General features: G+C 62.2%; 12 protein-coding genes. 10 read left to right on the forward strand and 2 right to left on the reverse strand.

Going from position 1 to position 19,913, the window contains the following annotated elements; translation table 11 throughout:
- Positions 1-103 precede the first annotated feature (103 nt).
- The 3 genes from GSQ88_RS07105 to GSQ88_RS07115 all read left to right on the forward strand — a co-directional run bounded on the left by GSQ88_RS07105 (position 104) and on the right by GSQ88_RS07115 (position 10,104).
- Positions 104-7,198, forward strand: coding sequence for a beta strand repeat-containing protein (locus tag GSQ88_RS07105; RefSeq protein ID WP_210253766.1), 7,095 nt, complete (start codon positions 104-106; stop codon positions 7,196-7,198).
- A 146-nt stretch (positions 7,199-7,344) separates the two neighbouring features.
- Entirely contained in the window at positions 7,345-9,573 is a 2,229-nt protein-coding gene (locus tag GSQ88_RS07110) for a CHASE2 domain-containing protein (RefSeq protein WP_159006672.1), read from the forward strand.
- An 87-nt stretch (positions 9,574-9,660) separates the two neighbouring features.
- The gene (locus tag GSQ88_RS07115) at positions 9,661-10,104 is read left to right on the forward strand and encodes a MerR family transcriptional regulator (RefSeq protein ID WP_159006673.1); all 444 of its coding nucleotides are present in this window, start codon (positions 9,661-9,663) and stop codon (positions 10,102-10,104) included.
- A gap of 122 nt (positions 10,105-10,226) precedes the next feature.
- Here GSQ88_RS07115 and GSQ88_RS07120 read toward each other — a convergent pair whose 3' ends face one another.
- Entirely contained in the window at positions 10,227-10,640 is a 414-nt protein-coding gene (locus GSQ88_RS07120) for a nuclear transport factor 2 family protein (RefSeq protein ID WP_159006674.1), read from the reverse strand.
- Positions 10,641-10,719: 79 nt separating this feature from the next.
- On the reverse strand, positions 10,720-12,315 hold the full coding sequence (locus GSQ88_RS07125; protein WP_159006675.1) for an ABC transporter substrate-binding protein: 1,596 nt from the start codon (positions 12,313-12,315) through the stop codon (positions 10,720-10,722).
- Positions 12,316-12,536: 221 nt separating this feature from the next.
- On the opposite strand from GSQ88_RS07125, the gene GSQ88_RS07130 reads away from it, so the two are divergent.
- The 7 genes from GSQ88_RS07130 (at position 12,537) to GSQ88_RS07160 (ending at position 19,891) form a co-directional block, all read left to right on the forward strand.
- Positions 12,537-14,201, forward strand: coding sequence for an ABC transporter substrate-binding protein (locus tag GSQ88_RS07130; protein WP_159006676.1), 1,665 nt, complete (start codon positions 12,537-12,539; stop codon positions 14,199-14,201).
- 171 nt (positions 14,202-14,372) lie between these two features.
- The gene (locus GSQ88_RS07135; RefSeq protein WP_159006677.1) at positions 14,373-15,326 is read left to right on the forward strand and encodes an ABC transporter permease; all 954 of its coding nucleotides are present in this window, start codon (positions 14,373-14,375) and stop codon (positions 15,324-15,326) included.
- Between the two features lie 19 nt (positions 15,327-15,345).
- Entirely contained in the window at positions 15,346-16,233 is an 888-nt protein-coding gene (locus GSQ88_RS07140; RefSeq protein ID WP_159006678.1) for an ABC transporter permease, read from the forward strand.
- A gap of 4 nt (positions 16,234-16,237) precedes the next feature.
- Positions 16,238-17,305, forward strand: coding sequence for an ABC transporter ATP-binding protein (locus GSQ88_RS07145; protein WP_174247946.1), 1,068 nt, complete (start codon positions 16,238-16,240; stop codon positions 17,303-17,305).
- Positions 17,302-17,499 carry a hypothetical protein gene (locus tag GSQ88_RS07150; protein WP_159006679.1) on the forward strand — a complete coding sequence of 66 codons (198 nt, stop codon included), beginning with the start codon at positions 17,302-17,304 and terminating at the stop codon, positions 17,497-17,499. The genes GSQ88_RS07145 and GSQ88_RS07150 overlap by 4 nt, the downstream gene beginning before the upstream one ends.
- Positions 17,496-18,908 carry an amidase gene (locus GSQ88_RS07155; RefSeq protein ID WP_159006680.1) on the forward strand — a complete coding sequence of 471 codons (1,413 nt, stop codon included), beginning with the start codon at positions 17,496-17,498 and terminating at the stop codon, positions 18,906-18,908. Before GSQ88_RS07150 ends, GSQ88_RS07155 begins: the two co-directional genes overlap by 4 nt.
- A complete protein-coding gene (locus tag GSQ88_RS07160) occupies positions 18,905-19,891 on the forward strand; it encodes an ABC transporter ATP-binding protein (protein ID WP_159006681.1) in 987 nt (328 codons plus the stop codon). The genes GSQ88_RS07155 and GSQ88_RS07160 overlap by 4 nt, the downstream gene beginning before the upstream one ends.
- Positions 19,892-19,913 lie beyond the last annotated feature (22 nt).

The raw sequence follows: 19,913 nt of genomic DNA on the forward strand, positions 1-19,913 counted from the left end.
GACCGGCACCGCGACGTTCACCATCACGATTACCGGCACCAACGACGTTCCGGTCATCACCTCCAGCGTGCCGCAAACGATTGCGTTCTCCGGCGGCACCAGCGTGCCTGGCGGCGACCTGACGGCCCATGTGCCGACCTCGGGAACGATCGCGTTCGACGATCCCGATCTCACCGATACGCATACGGTTTCGGTCAAACTGTTGCTGGACGGGCTCGATCTGCCGCCGACGCCGTTGAAGATCTTCGAGCATGCATTGACCGCGTCGATTGCGACCGACAGCACCGGTAGCGGACTAGGTACGATCAAGTGGCAGCTTGCGGACCTTCCGGTTTATCTCGGCGATTTCATCCCGAAGGGTGAAACCATCACGCTCACTTATGCGGTGACCGTGACGGATTCGCAGGGCGCGACCGCGACCCAGGATATCACGGTGACGATTACCGGCACCGATACCCCCGCGGTGGTCTGGATCGCGACCACGACCACCGGTTCGCCGCCGGGCGGGCTGTGGAGCAACGCGCTGGACTGGGAAACCGGCACCGTTCCGACCGCCACCGATGACGCCATCATCATCACCGATCAGCTGATCGGCCTGACGCCGTCTTATCCGGTGACGATCGACGCCAACACCGCGGCCGCGGCCAAGAGCGTCACGATGAACGATTACGGGACCTCGCCCCCGGAATTGATCAATCTGGGCTCGCTTGCCGTCGGCGGCGCGTTCGACATGAGCGCCGATTCGATTTTGCATAATTCGGGCACCGTCAGCGTCGGCGGCCTGATGGAGGTGCTGAATACCAGCGTGTTGTTGAACTCCGGCGGCATTGCGCTGTGGCAAGGTGGCGACTTCAGCGGCCACAGCACGATCACGAACACCAGCAAGGGCTTGATCGAGGTAGGCGGCGGCACGCTCAACGTCGGGGTCGATATCGCCAATGCCGGCCAGGTCGCGATCGATTCGAATGCAACCCTGAAGTTGAACAATGCCACCATCGATGGTGGCGCCATTATCGACCGAGGCATGCTCGACCTGACCGGCAATGCCGTAGTGACGAACGGCACGCTCTACAACGTCAATCAAGTCAATGTTAGCGGCACGGGCAATGCCTTCGTCAACGAGACCATCTATAACGGCTCATTGTCCATTCCTGCCCTGTTCTACAATTTGCAGCCAGTCGTGAACAATGCCTTCTTCGATGACCCGGGGCCGGGCGGCAGCATATTTACCCTCGAAATTGCTACTGTCTTCAACGATGCGATCGACGTCACCGGCACGCTCACGCTGAATGGCGCCACGATCAGCGGTGGCGCGGTGGCGGATAACGGGACGATCGACGTCACCGGCGACAGCACCATTACCGGCGCATCGCTGATTGGTGGTTCGCTGATCGTGGAGAGCGGCCAGACCCTGACCCTCGACGGCACCTCCCTCACGGGAAGCTTTGTGGTCCTGCCGGGTGAGATCACGGAAGGTGCGGTTGGTATCACGCAACCCCCGGGCGTGGCCGTCGATCCAGTCGGCGTCTACATCTCCGGAAGCACGATCACCGACGACGGCACCATCAAGATCGATGCGAACAACGGGATTTGGCTGGCCAACGTCGCGATTAGCGGCGGCAAGATCGCCAATTCCGGCAGCATCGAAATCGTCGGTTCGAGCAGTATCGAGAACGACGCGCTGAACAATCACCAACTGACCGTCGACAGCAGCCAGACATTGACGCTGGACGGCACCGAGATCATCGGCGGTACCATCACCGACAACGGCACCATCCACGTCACCGGCGCCAGCAAGATCGACGGCAACGCGGCGCTCGACAACGGCATCGTGACGGTCGATGCCGTGCTGACGCTGGACAATGTCACGGTGTCGGGAACGACGATCAACGACAATGCCGGCATCGAACTCGACGGCACGGTCAAGCTGAGCGGCGGCGCCAGCATTCAGGGTACGTTGAGTGAGACGCTGGGTGTCGTCACCAACAACGGCACGCTGGAAGTGGCAGGACCTGCCACGCTGCTCGACGACACGCTGACCAATACCAGCGCCGGCATCATCCAGGTCGACAGCGACGATACACTGACGCTGTCGGGTGTTCATATCAGCGGCGGCACCATCAACGACGGCACCGCCGACGGTGCTGGCGGCGCCATCGACGTTACCGGCGACAGCACGATCAGCGACGCCAACCTGAACCATGGCAGCGTCAAGATTTCGCAAGGCGTCACGCTGACGCTCGACGATGTCACAGTGACCGGCACCAGCTTTACCGACACGACCAGCGGCAGCGTCATCCAGGTCGATGACAGCACCACGCTGACGCTGTCGGGTGTTCATGTCACCGGCGGCACCGTCAATGATGGCACGGCCGACGGCACCGGCAGCATCGACATTACCGGCGACAGCACGATCAGCCAGGCGGACCTGAACCATGGCGCCGTGACGCTCAACGGCGTGACGCTGACGCTCGACAACGACACGGTGACGGGCACCAGTTTTACCGACAAGGCCGACGGCAGCGTCATCCAGGTCGATGACAGCACGACGCTGACGCTGTCCGGTGTTCATATCACCGGTGGCACCGTCAATGATGGCACGGCCGACGGTGCTGGCGGCAACATCGATGTCACGGCCGACAGCGCGATCAGTGGCGCCAACCTGAACCATGGCGCCGTGACGCTCAATGGCGTGAAACTGACGCTCGACAACGACACGGTGACCGGCACCAGCTTTACCGACACGGCCGACGGCAGCGTTATCCAGGTCGATGACAGCACCACGCTGACGCTGTCGGGTGTTCATGTCACCAGTGGCACCATCAACGATGGCACGGCCGACGGCACCGGCGGCAACATCGATGTCACGGCCGACAGCGCGATCAGTGGCGCCAACCTGAATCATGGCGCCGTGACGCTCGGTGGCGTGACGCTGACGCTCGACAACGACACGGTGACCGGGACCAGCTTTACCGACACGACCAGCGGCAGCGTCATCCAGGTCGATGACAGCACCACGCTGACGCTGTCGGGTGTTCATATCACCGGTGGCACCATCAACGACGGCACGGCCGACGGCACCGGCGGCAACATCGATGTCACGGCCGACAGCGCGATTAGTGGCGCGAGCCTGAATTATGGCCGTTTGACGATTGGCGGCGGCGCCACGCTGACGCTTGATGATGGTGTCACGATCTCCAGTGGCACGCTGACAATCGACCAGTTTGGCGTCCTCGATGTCGTTCACGGCACCGCCGGGGCCGCGGTCACGCTCGATGGTAGCGTAACAAATGCCGGCCTGCTTGAAGCGACCAGCGGCGGCATGTTGCAGATCGACGGCAACGTCACGAACAGCGGTACGATCGAGGCCAACGGAGGCACCCTCGTCGTCGGCGCCGATGCCAGCATCAGCGGCTCCCCGGCGTTTACGACGGTTACGATCACCGGCAACGGATTGGCCGATTTCGTAGGCACTGCGACGCAGACGCTTGCCCTGAACGCGACATTCTCCGGATCCGGTACGCTCGAACTCGACAATTCGCAGCATTATGGCGGCACAGTCAGCGGATTTGTCACGGGTGACAAGATCGACCTGACCGATCTTGCCTACTCCTCCAGCGAGACCGACGTCTGGAACAGCCTCACCCACACATTGACGATCACCGAAGGCACGCAAAGCTCGAACATCATCTTCTCGGGTTCGTACGACCAGAACAGCTTCGCGTTGACCAATGATGGCAACGGTGACACCGAGGTGGTGTTGAGTCCGGCGCAGGCATCGGTAAGCGGTCTCGATCATGCCGGCAATGCGGTCGAGGGTTTTGCCCTTGACGCAACGCTGACCGACCTGAACGCAAGCGGTGTCACCTATCAGTGGCTCGATAACGGCACGGAGATTGCGACTGGCTCAATCTATACGCCAACTGCGGCCGGCCAGACGCTCGATGTCGTCGTGGGATTCACCGACGGCAGCGCCGAGCACGTCACGGCGCTCGCCGGCGCGGTAGTCGCGCCGCCTTCAGTCGTTATCAATGCGGACGATACCACCATTAACGAGAACGCATCGCTGACGCTGAATACGCTTCATGCATCGTTTGCTGATGCCGGCAGCGACAGCTTCACCGTGACGCTCGACGTCATCCACGGCACGCTGGCGCTCGACAGTATGGTGGGGGTCAGCGAGAGCGGCGCCGGCACCAGCGCGTCGCCGTTTATCCTGACCGGCACACTCGCCGATATCGACACCGCGCTGACCAGCGGCCTGGTTTACACGCCGACCACCGGGTATTACGGCCCCGATACGTTGACCTTCGAAGTCAACGACGGAACGTTCGGCTCGAATACCGCCACCGCCGCCATCACCGTTACACCTCTCCCCCCGGTGCTCCACAGCATGACGCTGACCGTCGCGCAAGGCGGCACGGATGTGCTGACCAACGCCGACTTCAGCGTCACCGATCCCAACAGCTCGAGTTTCCTGTATACGGTCGGCAACGTCACCGGCGGCCAGTTCGAGGTCTTTAACGGCAACAACTGGGTCTCGGCTCCCACCGGTGGTTTCACCACGGCGCAGATCGCAGCCGGCCAGGTTGAATTCGTCCAGGACGGCAGCACGACGCCGCCGAGTTTTTCGATCTTCGCCAGCGACGGCATCAGTGCCAGCTCGGCGATCGCGCCGACGGTAAACTTCAATGACGGGCCGACGATCACCACGGCCAACGTCGCGCTGGCCGCTGCAAGTCTTTGGGGTGACGAGGGTGAACATCAAGGCGCGGCCATCACCTATGCCGACGGGCATCTCTATCTGAGCTACAACAACGGCCCGGAGACGGAGGGTACGAGCGACACCGCAACCGTTGTTGGCTTCAACACCGAGCCGAGCGGGATATCCGGATTTACTTTCGCCTTTAACTGGAACTACGGCGACTTCTTCGGCCTGGCGGCGGATGGCAACCAAATCTACGCGGTCGGTGAAAGCAATCCTGGTGACGGCCTGACCTCGGATGATATCGGCGGCGTCGAGACGAAATCGATCTTTGTCCGCTTCGACACGAATGCCACGTCATCCTTCAATGAACCCTTCGGCGACACCGCACACACCTTTTATTCCTACAGCGGCGTCGAGAGTTTTCAGAACGCCATTGTCACCACGCACGGTGAGAATACGTCGATCTATGCCTTCGGGTTTGGCCAGCCAAATAGCTACGGCGGCTACATCATCGGTGAATACAACAGCAGCGGCACGCTTTTGGCGACGGCCACCGATCCGGGCGGTGTACCGGGCAGCTCTTCGGCCAATGGCGCCGTCGATTGGGAAGGCGCTATCTGGGCGGTCGGCAGTTCCCAGCACGGCAGCGAAGCGTACGCCAGTCCGACGGTGTGGACCTTCAGTTACGACCTCAGCCAGGTCTCCATTCACGAGGACAACATCGGTGGCGCGGGGATATTCAACGGGGTCACCACGATCGGCGGCCTGCTTTACGCCGCCGGCACTGCCTATGTCGACGGTGGGCAGGACTATCTGATTGCCGAGTACAATAACGATGGTTCGGTGGCCTGGAGTGACACGTTCGGTGCGGCCGGCGCCATCAGCACGTTGAACGGAATCGTGGAGATCAATGGCCGCCTGTTTGTCGCTGGCTCGGAGTCCATTGGGGGTGTCACCGAAGGCGTGGTGATGGAGATCAATGCGTCGAACGGTGCTGTGATCTCGACTCTGACTTCTGATCCCGGGCTATATAACGCCTTCACATCGATCGCGTCCGACGGCCAACATCTGTTCGTCGCCGGTGTATACGGCAGCAGCGTCAGCCAGGATCAGGCGATTCTTGTAACATATGATATCGGTGGCCCGGCGATGACGACCGTCGAAGACAGGACGGTCAGCACTAGCAGCATTGCCGTGTCCGCGGCCGCGGCGGGTTCGGCGCAAATCGAAGTGACGCTCGCGCTCGGCCATGGCTCGCTGGTGCTGGAGAGCGGCAGCGGTCTTGATTCGATCGTCGGCGCCGGGACGGGCTCGATCGAGTTGTTCGGCTCGCAAGCGGCGATCAATGCGGCGCTGGCCCATGGCCTGGTTTACGATCCGGTTGCGAACTACACCGGCTCCGACACGCTGATGATCACCGTCAACGACCAGGGTCACAATGCGACCAGCACAGCGCTGTCGACCACCCAGGAAGTCAGCATAGCCGTTACGCCCGCGGATTCGATCGCGGACGGCGCGACCTACACGGTCAGCACGGCCACGGGCGATACCATTGCGTTTGCTACTGGCAGCGGCACGCTCGACCTCGTTCAGCATGCGTCCTTTAGCGGTGAAATCGCCGGGATTTCGGGGACTGGCGACGTCATAGAGATACCTGGATTCACGGCATCGACCACGACGGCGGTCACCGGCAGCGGCAGCTACGACAGCACGACCAATACAACGAGCTTAGGTGTTATCGACACGGCCCACGGGATTCAGGGGCTCACGTTGGTTGGAGACTATTCTGGATCTACCTGGACAGTGACCGACGACGGCCATGGCGGCGTCAATGTTGCCGATCCGCCGGCGCCGGCTGCCGCCGCTATCGCAACCGGCTCATCGCTGGAGATTTCAACGGCGGCATCCACGGAAAACATCACGTTCCAGGGTTCCACCGGCAGTCTGACGCTCGACCATCCCGCAAATTTCACCGGTGTCGTCTCCGGCTTCACCGGCAATGGCACGCTGTCGGGTTCGGATCATATCGATCTGAAGGGGATCGATTACAATTCGCATTCCTTCACCGAGAGCTACAACGCGACCAACGATACGCTGTCGGTCAGCGACGGCACCAACAGCGCCGTGCTGCATTTCAACGGCATCTACCAAGCCGCGAATTTCAGCTTCACCACCGACAACGCCGGCGGCACGATCGTTTACGATCCGCCGGTCCCCGATCATTCGGCCGCGAAGACCCAAACCGTGACCGCGACCACCCATGGCTTCGTGTTCAACTTTGCCGAGCATGGCAACATCGCGAACGGCGCTCATCCGGCCGGCGACACCCACATCTTCGACGGCCAGACATTCGTGAACGCGGAAGCGGACCTGAACAAGCATCATGATGACGGGCATGGCCACGCGGCGTCCGCGTTCGATAGCCCGGAACCGGCGACGATCGCAGCCATCAAGGCGCAGCTGCACGCCCATGACTTCCACTTCGTTTAGCGAGACTTCCACTTCGTTTAGCACGCGCGCCAGCCGGAGCCGGTCGACTTGCTTGGCGCCGGACCAGACATTGTGGTGGCCGGCGCAGGCATGAAAAACACCGTCGCGAGCGTGAACAAATTGCCAAAACCTGATATCCGGACAGCATGAAGCGATTGAGGGTATTGCGACGCTGGTTCGGGCGAAAGTTCGGCTATGCGAGGCTGATCTGCCTGGCGATCCTGGTCGGGGTCGCGGCGCTTCGCATCGCCGATTTCGCTCCGATCCAGGAATTGCGCGTACGAACCTTCGATACCTATCAGCGGTTCGAGCCGCGCGTGAAGACCGCAAGGCCGGTCACCATCGTCGACATCGACGAAAAGAGCCTGACCAAGTTCGGCCAATGGCCGTGGCCGCGGACGCGGATCGCCGACATGATCGTCAACCTGACCAGGCTCGGCGCCGTTGCCATCGGCTTCGACATCGTGTTCGCGGAGCCCGACCGCCTCAATCCCAACGCCGTGGCCGACACCATGAGGTACCTCGACGAGGAGACCAAAAGCAGGCTGCGGACATTGCCGAGCAACGATCAGATCTTCGCCGACGCGATCAAGCGCTCGCGCGTGGTGTTGGGCGAAACCGGCCTTGCCGGGGCCAATCCGCTATTCGACAAGGCGCTTCCGGTCACCGGGGTGGCCACGCTTGGCGAGGATCCGCAGCGTTTCCTGTTCGATTTTGCGGGCCTGCTGCGCAACGTCGATACGCTGGAAGCGGCGGCCGCGGGGCGCGGGCTGTTTACCATCAGGAATGAGCGCGACGGCATTGTCCGCCGGGTGCCGATGATGCTGCGGGCCCAGGGCGTGATGATGCCGTCGCTCAGCTTTGAGATATTGCGGGTGGTGACCGGCACGTCCACGATCATCATCAAATCCGAAAAGGCCGGAATCAAGAGCGTCGGTCTCCACGGCCTGGAAGTCCCCACCGATCGCAATGGCCAGCTCTGGGTGCATTTCGCCAAACAGGATCGTTCGATTTATGTCTCGGCCGCCGACGTGCTCGACGGGAACATCGCGCCCGAAATGATCGATCATAAACTGGTGCTGATCGGGACATCAGCGGTAGGACTTAACGACATCAAGACGACGCCGGTGTCGGCGGCGATGCCGGGGGTCGAAATTCACGCCCAGGTGCTCGAGGCCGCGCTGGCCAATGCGCTGCTGTCGGAGCCGCCTTACGGTATCGTCCTCGAATTCGCCGCGGCGCTGGTGCTCGGACTTCTGGTGATCACGTTCGCGCCGATGTTCGGGCCGGTTGTCCTTGTCGTTATCGGTGGCTTGTTTGCCTCGTTGCTGATCGGGGCCTCCTGGTATTTTTATGCGCAGCAGCGTTTGCTGATCGACTTCACCTATCCTTTGCTGTCGACCACGGCGATCTATCTGACGCTGGTCTTCTCCAGCTTTGTCAGGGAGCAGGCGCAGCGGCGGCAGATCCGCTCGGCATTCGGTCAATATCTATCGCCCGCGCTGGTCGAACAACTCGCGCTTTCGCCGGAAAAGCTCGTGCTTGGCGGCGAGGAGCGCGAGATGACCATCATGTTCTCCGACGTCCGCGGCTTCACCGCGATCTCGGAGTCCTACAAACACGATCCGCAGGGCCTGACCGCACTGATGAACCGGTTCTTGACGCCATTGACCAACGCGATCCTCGCGCACAAGGGAACGGTCGACAAATACATGGGCGACGCGATCATGGCGTTCTGGAATGCGCCGCTCGACGATGCGCAACATCAGCTCAATGCATGCCAGGCCGCGGTCGACATGCTGGAGCGGATCGAAGAACTCAACAAGGAGCGTGAGACGGAGGCGCAGCACGGCGGTCACGCTTACATTCCGCTCAACGTCGGCGTCGGCCTCAATACCGGCACTTGCGTCGTCGGCAATATGGGGTCCGACCTGCGGTTCGATTATTCGGTGTTGGGCGATAGCGTCAATCTGGCGTCGCGGCTCGAAGGCCAATCCAAGGAATATGGCTTCCCGATCATCGTCGGCTCAACGACCGCGCTCGCAGTCAAGGAAAAGTTCGCCATTCTCGAACTCGATTTCATCATGGTCAAAGGCAAGAAGGAGCCCGAGGTCATCTATGCCGTCGCGGGCCGCGAGGACATCGCGCAGTCCGGCCGCTTTCAACGCTTGCGCAACCTGACCATCGAGATGCTGGCCTGTTATCGCGGCCGTGACTGGGATGGCGCGCTCGCGGTAATCGAGCGCGGCCGCGGCACCGGAGAAGCCCACTCGCTCGAACTACTCTACCAGCTCTACGAGGCGCGGATCCGCGATTATCAGAAGAACCCACCGCCGGAAGATTGGAACGGGGCGTTCGCGCTGCTGACGAAATAGTTGGCGGCACCGGTCTGGATCGTCGCGAGTGGGCCGCCTATCTGACGTTGGTCCGTCGTGCATGGCGGCGAAGCGGGAGCGCGAAGTATGCCACAGGATTTGCGAATCGGAGAGGTGGCGAACCGGACCGGGCGCAGCGTCCATACGATCCGCTGGTATGAAGCGCAGGGATTGTTACCCGGTGTCGCCCGCGACGCCGGCGGTCGGCGTGTCTATGGCGAGCATCATATCGGCTGGCTCGATCTGATGGAACGGCTTCGTTGCACCGGAATGTCGATCACGCAGATGCGCGAATACACCACGCTCGCAAAGCAGGGAGTCGCGGCGCTGCCTCGGCGTCGCGCACTGCTTGCAAAGCACCAACTCCGGGTGCGGGAAAGCATTGCCCGCTGGAGCGAAGCCCTGACCCTGGTCGATGCCAAGGTCGAGTTTTACGACGAATGGATGGCTAACGGCACAAGGCCGGTCGTCACGCCGCATCAGCGTGTGCCCAACGCGGTACGGGCGCTTCAGGCCGCCGGTCGGCTCTAGAGCCTTTTTCGGTTCTGATGGAATCAGAACCGGGCTCTAGACTCTTGTTTTGACGCGCTTTCTTGACGCGAACCGGTGTCCACTTCGCTCGAAAACGCTCTAAGTGCTTCGCAAAGCTGTCGTTATGTAGGAAGTCGCGGTGGCTTCAGCACGCGCTCGACAAGGGCGGTGTCCATATATTCCGTCAGCTCGCGCAATTGTCCGTCCGCCAACCGCATGACCATGCAATAGGTGTTGGCGTAGCGTTCGCCGGAGACGGTGGTGGCGTCGCCATGACATTCGACCACGACATGGTCGCCGTCGGCCAGGATACGCGTGGGCGTGATGTGCGTTGGCGCGACGAACTGCTCGTACAGCGGCTTGAGCAGCCGCTCGCGCACGTCGCGTTTGCCGACATATTCGCCGGACCATGCGGTTGACCCGATGATTCGCCAGACGAAGTCGTCGGCCATGGCTGCGATGAAGGGCGCGGGGTCGAGGCGCGACCGCGCTTCCATGATGGTCTGGACGAGTATCTTGTTATCTGCGGTGCTCATGGCTGCTCCTTGGAAGAGGGACAGCCGGTCTTGTACGAACTAGAGTGCGCTCTAGGTCAAGCGCCTTTCTACCCGCACCTCACTCCACCCCGATCGTGGTCAGGTCCTGGAACCAGTGCTGGGCCTGCACGAACTTCTTGATTCTCGGCGAGAGCGCGTGCGGGTTGGTGTCGTGTACCACCCACACCAGCGCGGCGTCGTCCACGATCAGCGCATGGGCCTGGGCGATCAGATCGTCCTGTTTGGCGGGATCGAAGGTCTGCTTGGCCTCGTTGATCAGCGCATCCACTTTCGGATTGTTGTAGCCGCCCCAGTTGACGCCGACCGGCGCGATCTGATCGGAGGCGAAGAACCGGACGATGGCGTAGAGCGGATCCGACGTCACATAGGCGATGTTGTTGGCGGTGATGCCGGCATTGCTTGGATCGGCGGCGCCTTTTCGCCACGCGGTGTACAGCGTCTCGAGTTCGACGACCTTGAAATCGATGTCGATGCCGATTTCCTTGAAGCTTTGCTGCAGGAATTCGTTCATCGGCAGCGACAGCATCTGCCCGGTGCCGCCTTGCGCGATGATAAAGGTCGCCTTGAGCGGCTTTTCCTTGGAATAGCCGGCTTGCTCGACCAGTTTTTTGGCTTCCGCCGGATCGTATGTGAGGTCGAAGGTCGGCTTGCCGAACCAGGGGCTCGACGGATCGACCTGGCCCTTGGCGGGTTTTGCCAACCCATTCATCAACGCGACCACGCCGTCGCGGTCGATCGCGAGGTTGAGTGCCTTGCGCAGCCGGATATCGGTCCAGGGCGAGCCCGGCAAAACGCTCAGGTGATAATTCCACACATGCGGCGTGATGTTGTCGACGATCCGCATGCCTGCGGATTTCAGTTGTGGCACCGCATCGGGCGCCGGCGTCTCGATCAGGTCGACCTGTCCCGCCAACAGCGCGTTGGTTCGCGTCAACGCTTCCGGCATCGGAATCAGGACGAGCTTGTCGACCTTCGGAATCCGCTTCTTGTCCCAGTAATCCGCATTCTTCGACAGTTCGGCCAGTTCATGCGGCACCAGTTTTGTCAGTTTGAACGGCCCGGTGCCGGAGGGATCGCTGGCGAACTTGTCCCAGTCTCGGCCTACCTTTTCATATTGCGCGGGGCTCGAAACCAGGAACCACAGCATCTGATAAGGGAAGAACGAATCGATGGTCTTGGTGGTGATCTCGACGGTGAAGTCGTCGATCTTCGCGTAGCTTGCGACCGAGGGCAGGCGGGTCTTCACCTGCGCGCTCTGCCGCTTGTCGAATTGCGGGGCCTTGTCGTTCAGGACCTTGTCGAGATTCCAGATCACCGCATCGGCAGAAAAATCGCTGCCGTCATGGAATTTGACGTTGCGGCGCAGCGTGAAGCGCCATTTGGTCTTGTCGGTGTCGTCGACCTTCCATGCGGTGGCGAGCCCCGGCACCAGTTTGCCTGGCCGGTCCGACACGTCCATTTCCCAGGACACCAGCGGATCGTAAATGGTGTACCCGGTGAACTGATAGGCGCCCGCGCCGCGATCCGGCTGACCGGTCGTCAGCGGAATATCCGCCATCGAAATGCCGTAGCGGACGACGGACTCGGCATGCGCGGAAATGGCTGACAGAGCCACCGCCAGGACGGCGAGAAGCATCGAAATTCGAACGCGCATGCACTAAGCTCCATTGAACAGATACTGGGCGTATCCGGTATGCCACGTTCAAACTGTTGCAAGCTTGATGCCAGATTAGGCACCCGCGTCCGTTCGTCACGCCAACGCGCAAGGATTTGCTCCATCAATCACAATTGGGCGAATGATTACCGCCATTGGCACGCCCGTTGCATATGTTTGCATAAGAATTAGTCACCGAGAACGATAAGGAAATTCGATCGATGCGTGCTGCAAGATTTGGAAAAAGCCGGGCCGCCGTGCTCGCCATGCTGGCGGTTACCGCCATGGCAGCGCTGCCACGGAACGCCGGCGCTGAAACCATTCTGCGCATCGGGATGACCGCGGCCGATATTCCGCGCACGGTGGGCCAGCCCGATCAGGGTTTTGAGGGCAACCGCTTCACTGGCCTCACCATGTATGACGCGCTGACGATGTGGGATCTGTCATCCGCCGACAAAGCGAGCGCCCTCATTCCCGGCCTTGCGACGGAATGGGCGGTCGACGCTACCGATAAGAAGAAATGGACGTTCAAGCTTCGTCCCGGTGTCACATTTCACGACGGCTCGCCGTTCAATGCGGACGCCGTGGTCTGGAACGTCGAAAAGGTTCTGAAGCAGGACGCGCCGCAATTCGATCCGAGCCAGGTCGGTCTGACCGCCTCGCGGATGCCGACATTGGCCTCGGCGCGCAAGATCGACGACATGACGGTGGAGTTGACCACCACCGAGCCGGACAGTTTCCTGCCGTTCAACCTCTCCAATCTGTTCATGGCAAGCCCGGCGAAATGGCAGAAGTTGTTCGACGCGGCCCAGGGTGCGGATGCCAAGGCGAAATCGCAGGCCGCATGGACCGCCTTCTCGCGCGACGCATCGGGCACGGGTCCGTGGAAAATGTCGGCCTTCACGCCACGCGAACGGCTGGAGTTGGTCAAGAACGAGAATTACTGGAACAAGGCGCGCATTCCCAAGGTCGACAAGATGCTGCTGCTGCCGATGCCGGAGGCAAATGCCCGAACCGCGGCGTTGCTCTCCGGCCAGATCGACTGGGCCGAGGCGCCGGCGCCGGATGCGGTCGCCGAAATCAAGCAGCGTGGCTTTATCATCTATGCCAATGAGGAGCCGCACGTCTGGCCGTGGCAGTTCTCGCGGATCGAAGGCTCGCCATGGAATGACATCCGTGTTCGCAAGGCCGCCAATCTCTGCGTCGATCGCGATGGGCTGAAGGACGGCCTGCTCGCCGGCCTGATGGTGCCGGCGACCGGCACCTTCGAGCCGGGCCATCCGTGGCGCGGCAAGCCGACCTTTGAGATCAAATATGACAAGGCGGCGGCGCAGAAGCTGATGCAGGAAGCAGGCTTCGGCCCGAACAAGCATCTGTCGGTCAAGATCCAGACCTCGGCTTCGGGCTCCGGGCAGATGATGCCCTTGCCGATGAACGAATATCTGCAGCAGGCGCTGGCGGAATGTTATTTCGATGTCCAGCTCGACGTCATCGAATGGAATACGCTGCTCACCAACTGGCGCAAAGGCGCCAAGGATCAGTCGGCCAACGGCGCCAACGCCACCAACGTGACCTATGCGGCGATGGATCCGTTCTTCGCGATGGTGCGCTTCCTGCAATCGGGGATGGCGCCGCCGCTGTCGAATAATTGGGGTTTCATCAATAACCCGAAATTCGACGAGCTGGTGACCAAGGCGCGTCAGACTTTCGATCCGGTCGCGCGCGATGCGCTACTGGCCGAACTGCATGCGGCGTCGGTCGACGATGCGGCGTTCCTTTATGTCGCCCACGACGTCGGCCCGCGCGCGCTGAGCCCGAAGATCAAAGGCTTTGTGCAGGCCAAGAGCTGGTTCGTCGATTTCTCGCCGGTATCGATGACGCCGTAGGCGCTCCATCTCACCGTCATGGCCGGGCTTGTCCCGGCCATCCACGTCTTTCCAGCTTAAGTTCAGCAAAGACGTGGATGCCCGGCACAAGGCCGGGCATGACGAACGAGGGATCTGTGAGATCAAGTATTGCTCGCGGGTGCGCCGCGAGCAACTAACCGAAGGTGATCCGTGCTCGTCTATGTTGCCAGGCGCATTGTCTATGTGATCCCGATCGTGCTCAGCGTGGCGCTGGTGTGCTTTATGCTGGTGCACATCACGCCCGGCGATCCGCTTGTGGCGATCCTGCCCGCTGACGCCTCGCAGGAACTCGCAAACCAGTTGCGCGCCGCTTACGGCTTCGATCGTCCGCTGCCGGTGCAGTTCGGGCTGTGGCTGTGGAGGGCGCTCAATGGCGATCTCGGTCATTCCATTGCCACCGGACGTCCGGTGCTATCCGAGGTGATGCGCGCGGTCGGCAATACCGTGACGCTCGCAATTGCCGCGGCGATGATCGGGTTTTCGCTTGGATTGTTCTTCGGCCTGATCGCCGGTTATTTCCGCGATACCTGGATCGACAAGGTGGCGACCTCGATCGCGATCGCCGGCGTTTCGGTGCCGCATTACTGGCTCGGCATGGTGCTCGTGATCATCTTCTCGGTGGAGCTCAACTGGCTGCCGGCGGTTGGCGCCGGCCCCGGCGGCTCCAGCGCCTGGGGCTGGGATTGGGAGCACATCCGCTATCTGATCCTGCCCGCGATCACCACGTCGGTAATCCCGATGGGAATCATCACCCGCACCGTCCGCGCGCTGACCGGCGATATATTGAGCCAGGATTTCGTCGAGGCCTTGCGCGCCAAGGGCCTGCACGAGACCCATGTTTTCCGTCACGTCATCAAGAATGCCGCGCCGACCGCGCTGGCGGTGATGGGCCTGCAATTGGGCTATATGCTGGGCGGCTCGATCCTGATCGAAACCGTGTTCTCCTGGCCGGGCTCGGGGTTGTTGCTCAATTCGGCGATCTTCCAGCGCGATCTGCCGCTGCTGCAAGGCACGATCCTGGTGCTGGCGCTGTTTTTCGTCCTCCTCAATCTCATCGTCGACATCGTGCAGGCCTCGATCGATCCACGGATCAAGCGGAGCTAAGGCCGATGAGGATCAATCCATGAGCGCGATCACAGACGCCGCATTGCAAGCCGCCCCCGCCGACAAGGCGCGTGGCTATTGGGCGACCGTCGGTCGCCGAATCAGGCGCGACAAGGTCAGCATGGCCTGCGCTTTCATCCTGGTCGCGATTTTTATCGCCGCCGTGCTGGCGCCCTGGCTCGGACTGGCGGACCCCTATCAGGGCTCGATGATCCGCAGGCTTCGTCATATCGGTACGCCGGGCTATCCGCTCGGCACCGACGAACTTGGCCGCGACATGCTGGCACGCCTGATCTATGGCGGACGGCTGTCGCTGGTGATCGGAATTCTTCCCGTGATCCTGGGCTTCCTGATCGGGACCTCGCTCGGCCTTGTCGCAGGTTACGTCGGCGGCAAGGTCAACACCGCGATCATGCGCACGGTGGACGTGTTCTACGCGTTTCCGTCGGTGCTGCTGGCGATCGCGATTTCGGGCGCGCTCGGCGCCGGCATCGTCAATTCCATCGTGTCGCTGACCATCGTCTTTGTGCCGCAGATCACCCGCGTTGCCGAAAGCGTCACCACCGGCGTACGCAACATGGATTTCGTCGAAGCCGCTCGCGCCTCCGGCGCCGGACCCTTCACCATCATGCGCGTGCACATGCTCGGCAATGTGCTGGGGTCGATCTTCGTCTACGCCACCGGGCTGATCTCGGTGTCGATGATCCTGGCGGCGGGCCTGTCGTTCCTCGGCCTCGGCACCAAGCCACCGGAGCCGGAATGGGGCCTGATGCTCAATACGCTGCGCACCGCGATCTACGTCAATCCATGGGTCGCAGCGCTGCCCGGCGGCATGATCTTTGCGGTATCGATCTGCTTCAACCTGCTCAGCGACGGCATGCGCAGCGCCATGGATATCCGGAACTGATGCGATGAACCAACCCGACGCACCCACCGATATGCTGCCGCCGATCGAGGATGTCGGCGGCGCCGCGCAGCCGCTGTTGCAGGTCAACGGGCTGACCAAGCACTTTCCGGTGCGCGGCGATCTGTTCAGCGCGCGCAAGACGGTGCGCGCGGTCGACGACGTCTCGTTCTCCATCGCCAAGGGCGAGACCGTCGGAATCGTCGGTGAATCCGGCTGCGGCAAGTCGACCACCGCGCGGCTCTTGATGCACCTGATGCAGCGCGATTCCGGCGACATCATCTATGACGGCATGACGGTCGGGCGCGCATTGTCGCTGCGTGAGCTGCGCCGCGGCATGCAGATGGTGTTCCAGGATAGCTATGCCTCGCTCAATCCGCGCCTGACCATCGAGCAGTCGATCGCCTTCGGCCCCAAGGTCCACGGCATGGCGGATGCCCCGGCGCGTGCGCTGGCGCGCGAACTGCTCGGCAAGGTCGGCCTGCGGCCGGAAGTCTTTGCCAATCGTTATCCGCACGAGGTCTCGGGCGGCCAGCGTCAGCGCGTCAACATCGCCCGCGCGCTGGCGTTGTCGCCGCGCCTGGTGATCCTTGATGAAGCGGTCTCGGCGCTGGACAAGTCGGTCGAGGCACAGGTGCTTAATTTGCTGGTCGATCTCAAGCGCGAGTTCGGGCTGACGTATTTGTTCATCAGCCACGACCTCAACGTCGTGCGCTACATCTCGGACCGGGTGCTGGTGATGTATCTCGGCGAAGTCGTCGAGCTCGGCCCGGTCGATCGGGTGTGGGACGCGCCGGCGCATCCGTATACGCGGGCGTTGCTGGCGGCGATGCCGTCATCCGATCCCGACCACCGCACCGAAACGCCGCCGATCTCCGGCGATCCGCCCAATCCGATCGACCCGCCGTCGGGTTGCAGGTTTCACACCCGTTGTCCATTTGCGGAGCCGCTCTGCGCAAATGCCACACCAAAACTGACGGCACTCGATACAATGGGTCATCAGGCGGCGTGCTACATGGCGATTCCCGGTTCGGGGCATAGCCGCGCGCCGGCACAAGGAGCAAACGCTATATGACAAGACCCAGTGCAAAAGAGATCAAGGTGATCGCAGAGGTCGCGGGCCTGCCCGTGACCGCCGAGACCGCCGAACGTATCGGCAATTCGATCGGCCCGTCCTTTGACGGCTTTGCAGCGATAGCCGGCACGCTGCCGTTCGATCTGGAGCCCGCGAGCTTTGTTCTGGCGCAGACCGCAAAGGTTTCGAAATGAGCACCGAACCGGCTTTGATGTCGCTGACCGCGGTCGCCAAGGCGATCGCCGATAAAACCGTATCGTCGCACGAGGTGACGCGATCCTGCCTGCACCGGATCGCGCAATGGCAGCCGCGTCTCAATGCGTTCATGGCGCTCGAAGCCGAGCAGGCGCTGAAGGCGGCCGATGAGGCCGACGCCGCACTTGCGAAAGGCAACGCGAGGGGCGTGCTGCATGGCGTGCCGTTGGCGCACAAGGACATGTATTACGAAGCCGGCAAGGTCGTAACTTGTGGTTCGAAAATCCGGCGCGATTTCGTCGCGACGACGACCTCGACCGCCCTGCAGCGCATCAAGGATGCCGGCACGATCAGGCTCGGCACATTGCACATGGCCGAGTTCGCCTATGGGCCGACCGGGCACAACGCGCATTATGGTCCGGTGCATAATCCGTGGAATGTCGATCATATCACCGGCGGCTCGTCGTCGGGGTCTGGTTCGGCGGTGGCGGCCAGGCTGACGTTCGCAGCACTGGGCTCGGACACCGGCGGTTCGGTGCGGATGCCCGCGCATTTCTGCGGCGTGACCGGGTTGAAGACCACCGTGGGCCGGGTCAGCCGCGCCGGCGCGATGCCGTTGTCGCAGTCGCTCGACACCGTGGGGCCGCTGGCGCAATCCGCCGAAGATTGCGCGCTGCTGATGGGGCTGATGGCGGGCGCTGATCCCCAGGATCCCACCGCCGTGACGCTTCCGGTGCCGGACTACATCGCGGCCACCAAAGGCTCGCTCAAGGGATTGCGCATCGGCGTTCCCACCGCGTTCTATGTCGATGATCTCGACGCTGAAGTGGCCCGGGTGCTGGACGAGACGGTTGCCACGCTCAAGCGCGAGGGCGCCGAAATCGTCAAGGTCGAATTGCCCGATCAGCGCCAGCTTTCGTCGGCGAGCCAGCTCGTGCTCGCGGTCGAAGCCGCCGCGTTTCACAAGCGCTGGATGATCGAGCGGCTGGAGGATTACGGCGCGCAGGTGCGGATGCGTCTGGAGAACGGGCTTGCGGTGCCCGCGGTCACCTATCTCGAAGCGATGCGCTGGCGTGGCCCGGCTCTGTCGGCGCACAATGCCGCCGTGGCCGGTATCGACGCGGTGATCGCGCCGGTGTCGCCGATCCCGGCCCCTACCATCGCCGAGAGCGACGTCGGCGGCGGCCCCGGCGCCGAAGCGTTGATCCAGCGGCTGACGCGTTTCACCCGGCCGGTGAATTATCTCGGCGTTCCCTCGCTCTCGATCCCTTCCGGGTTCACCCGCAGCGGTCTGCCGGTCGGGATGCAGTTGATCGGCCGCTCCTTCGATGAAGCGACGTTGTTGCGGATTGGCGCCGCATTCCAGCGCGCGACCGATTTCCATGCCAGGGTGCCCAAACTCGCATGACCCAGCTCGTCGACATCCGCAACCTCAACATTCGCTTCACCGGCGATCGCACGGTTCATGCCGTCAACGATCTCAGCCTGTCGCTCGGCGAGGGCGAAGTGCTCGGCCTGCTCGGCGAGTCCGGGTCGGGCAAGAGCGTGACCTTGCGGGCGCTGATGCGGCTGTTGCCGAAGAAGCGGACGCAAATCTCCGGGAAGGTCGAGGTGCTCGGCCGTGACGTGCTGGCGCTCGATGACGAGGAGCTCTCGGCGTTTCGCGGCCAGACCGTTTCGATGATCTTCCAGGAGCCGGCGCTGGCGCTCGATCCGGTTTACACCATCGGCCAGCAGATCGCCGAAAGCGTGATGCGTCACGAAGGCAAGAGCCAGCGTGATGCCACGGCCCGCGCGCTGGAAATGCTGGAAGTGGTGCGTATTCCCTCCGCCAAACGCCGGCTCGATGCCTATCCGCATGAGATGTCCGGCGGCATGCGGCAGCGCGCCATGATCGCGCTGGCGCTGGCCTGCAAGCCGAAGATCCTGCTCGCGGACGAGCCGACCACGGCGCTGGATGCCACGGTGCAAATCCAGATATTGCTGCTGCTGCGCGAACTGCAACGCGAATTCGGGATGTCCGTCATCTTCGTCACCCACGATATCGGTGTGGCGATCGAAATCTGCGACCGGGTCGCGGTGATGTATGCCGGTCAGATCGTCGAGCAGGGTACGCTGAGCCAGATCGTGCGTTCGGCGATCCATCCCTATCCGCGCGGCTTGCTGGCTTCGACCGTCCACGGCGCGAAAAAAGGCCAGCGGCTCGAAACCATTCCGGGGACGCCGCCGTCGCTCGACAAGGCGCCGGTCAATTGTGCGTTCGCGCCGCGCTGCGGTTTCGCGGAAGCCCGCTGCACCGAGCAGTTGCCGCCTGAGGTGAAGCTCGGGCCTGACCGCAGCGCCAGATGCATCCTGGCGGAGCGCGTCGAGAGTGTCGCTGCAGCGACGTAAAGCGCCTGCCGCTGAAGCGCGT

Origin of the sequence: Bradyrhizobium sp. S69, from assembly GCF_009766005.1 — a bacterium.
Lineage (GTDB): Bacteria > Pseudomonadota > Alphaproteobacteria > Rhizobiales > Xanthobacteraceae > Bradyrhizobium.

Excerpts from the sequence above, each read along its gene's own strand:
- GSQ88_RS07110 (WP_159006672.1), top strand. The coding sequence starts at position 7,345 with ATGAAGCGATTGAGGGTATTGCGACGCTGGTTCGGGCGAAAGTTCGGC.
- GSQ88_RS07115 (WP_159006673.1), top strand. The coding sequence starts at position 9,661 with ATGCCACAGGATTTGCGAATCGGAGAGGTGGCGAACCGGACCGGGCGC.
- GSQ88_RS07120 (WP_159006674.1), bottom strand. The coding sequence starts at position 10,640 with ATGAGCACCGCAGATAACAAGATACTCGTCCAGACCATCATGGAAGCG.
- GSQ88_RS07125 (WP_159006675.1), bottom strand. The coding sequence starts at position 12,315 with ATGCGCGTTCGAATTTCGATGCTTCTCGCCGTCCTGGCGGTGGCTCTG.
- GSQ88_RS07130 (WP_159006676.1), top strand. The coding sequence starts at position 12,537 with ATGCGTGCTGCAAGATTTGGAAAAAGCCGGGCCGCCGTGCTCGCCATG.
- GSQ88_RS07140 (WP_159006678.1), top strand. The coding sequence starts at position 15,346 with ATGAGCGCGATCACAGACGCCGCATTGCAAGCCGCCCCCGCCGACAAG.
- GSQ88_RS07145 (WP_174247946.1), top strand. The coding sequence starts at position 16,238 with ATGAACCAACCCGACGCACCCACCGATATGCTGCCGCCGATCGAGGAT.
- GSQ88_RS07150 (WP_159006679.1), top strand. The coding sequence starts at position 17,302 with ATGACAAGACCCAGTGCAAAAGAGATCAAGGTGATCGCAGAGGTCGCG.
- GSQ88_RS07155 (WP_159006680.1), top strand. The coding sequence starts at position 17,496 with ATGAGCACCGAACCGGCTTTGATGTCGCTGACCGCGGTCGCCAAGGCG.
- GSQ88_RS07160 (WP_159006681.1), top strand. The coding sequence starts at position 18,905 with ATGACCCAGCTCGTCGACATCCGCAACCTCAACATTCGCTTCACCGGC.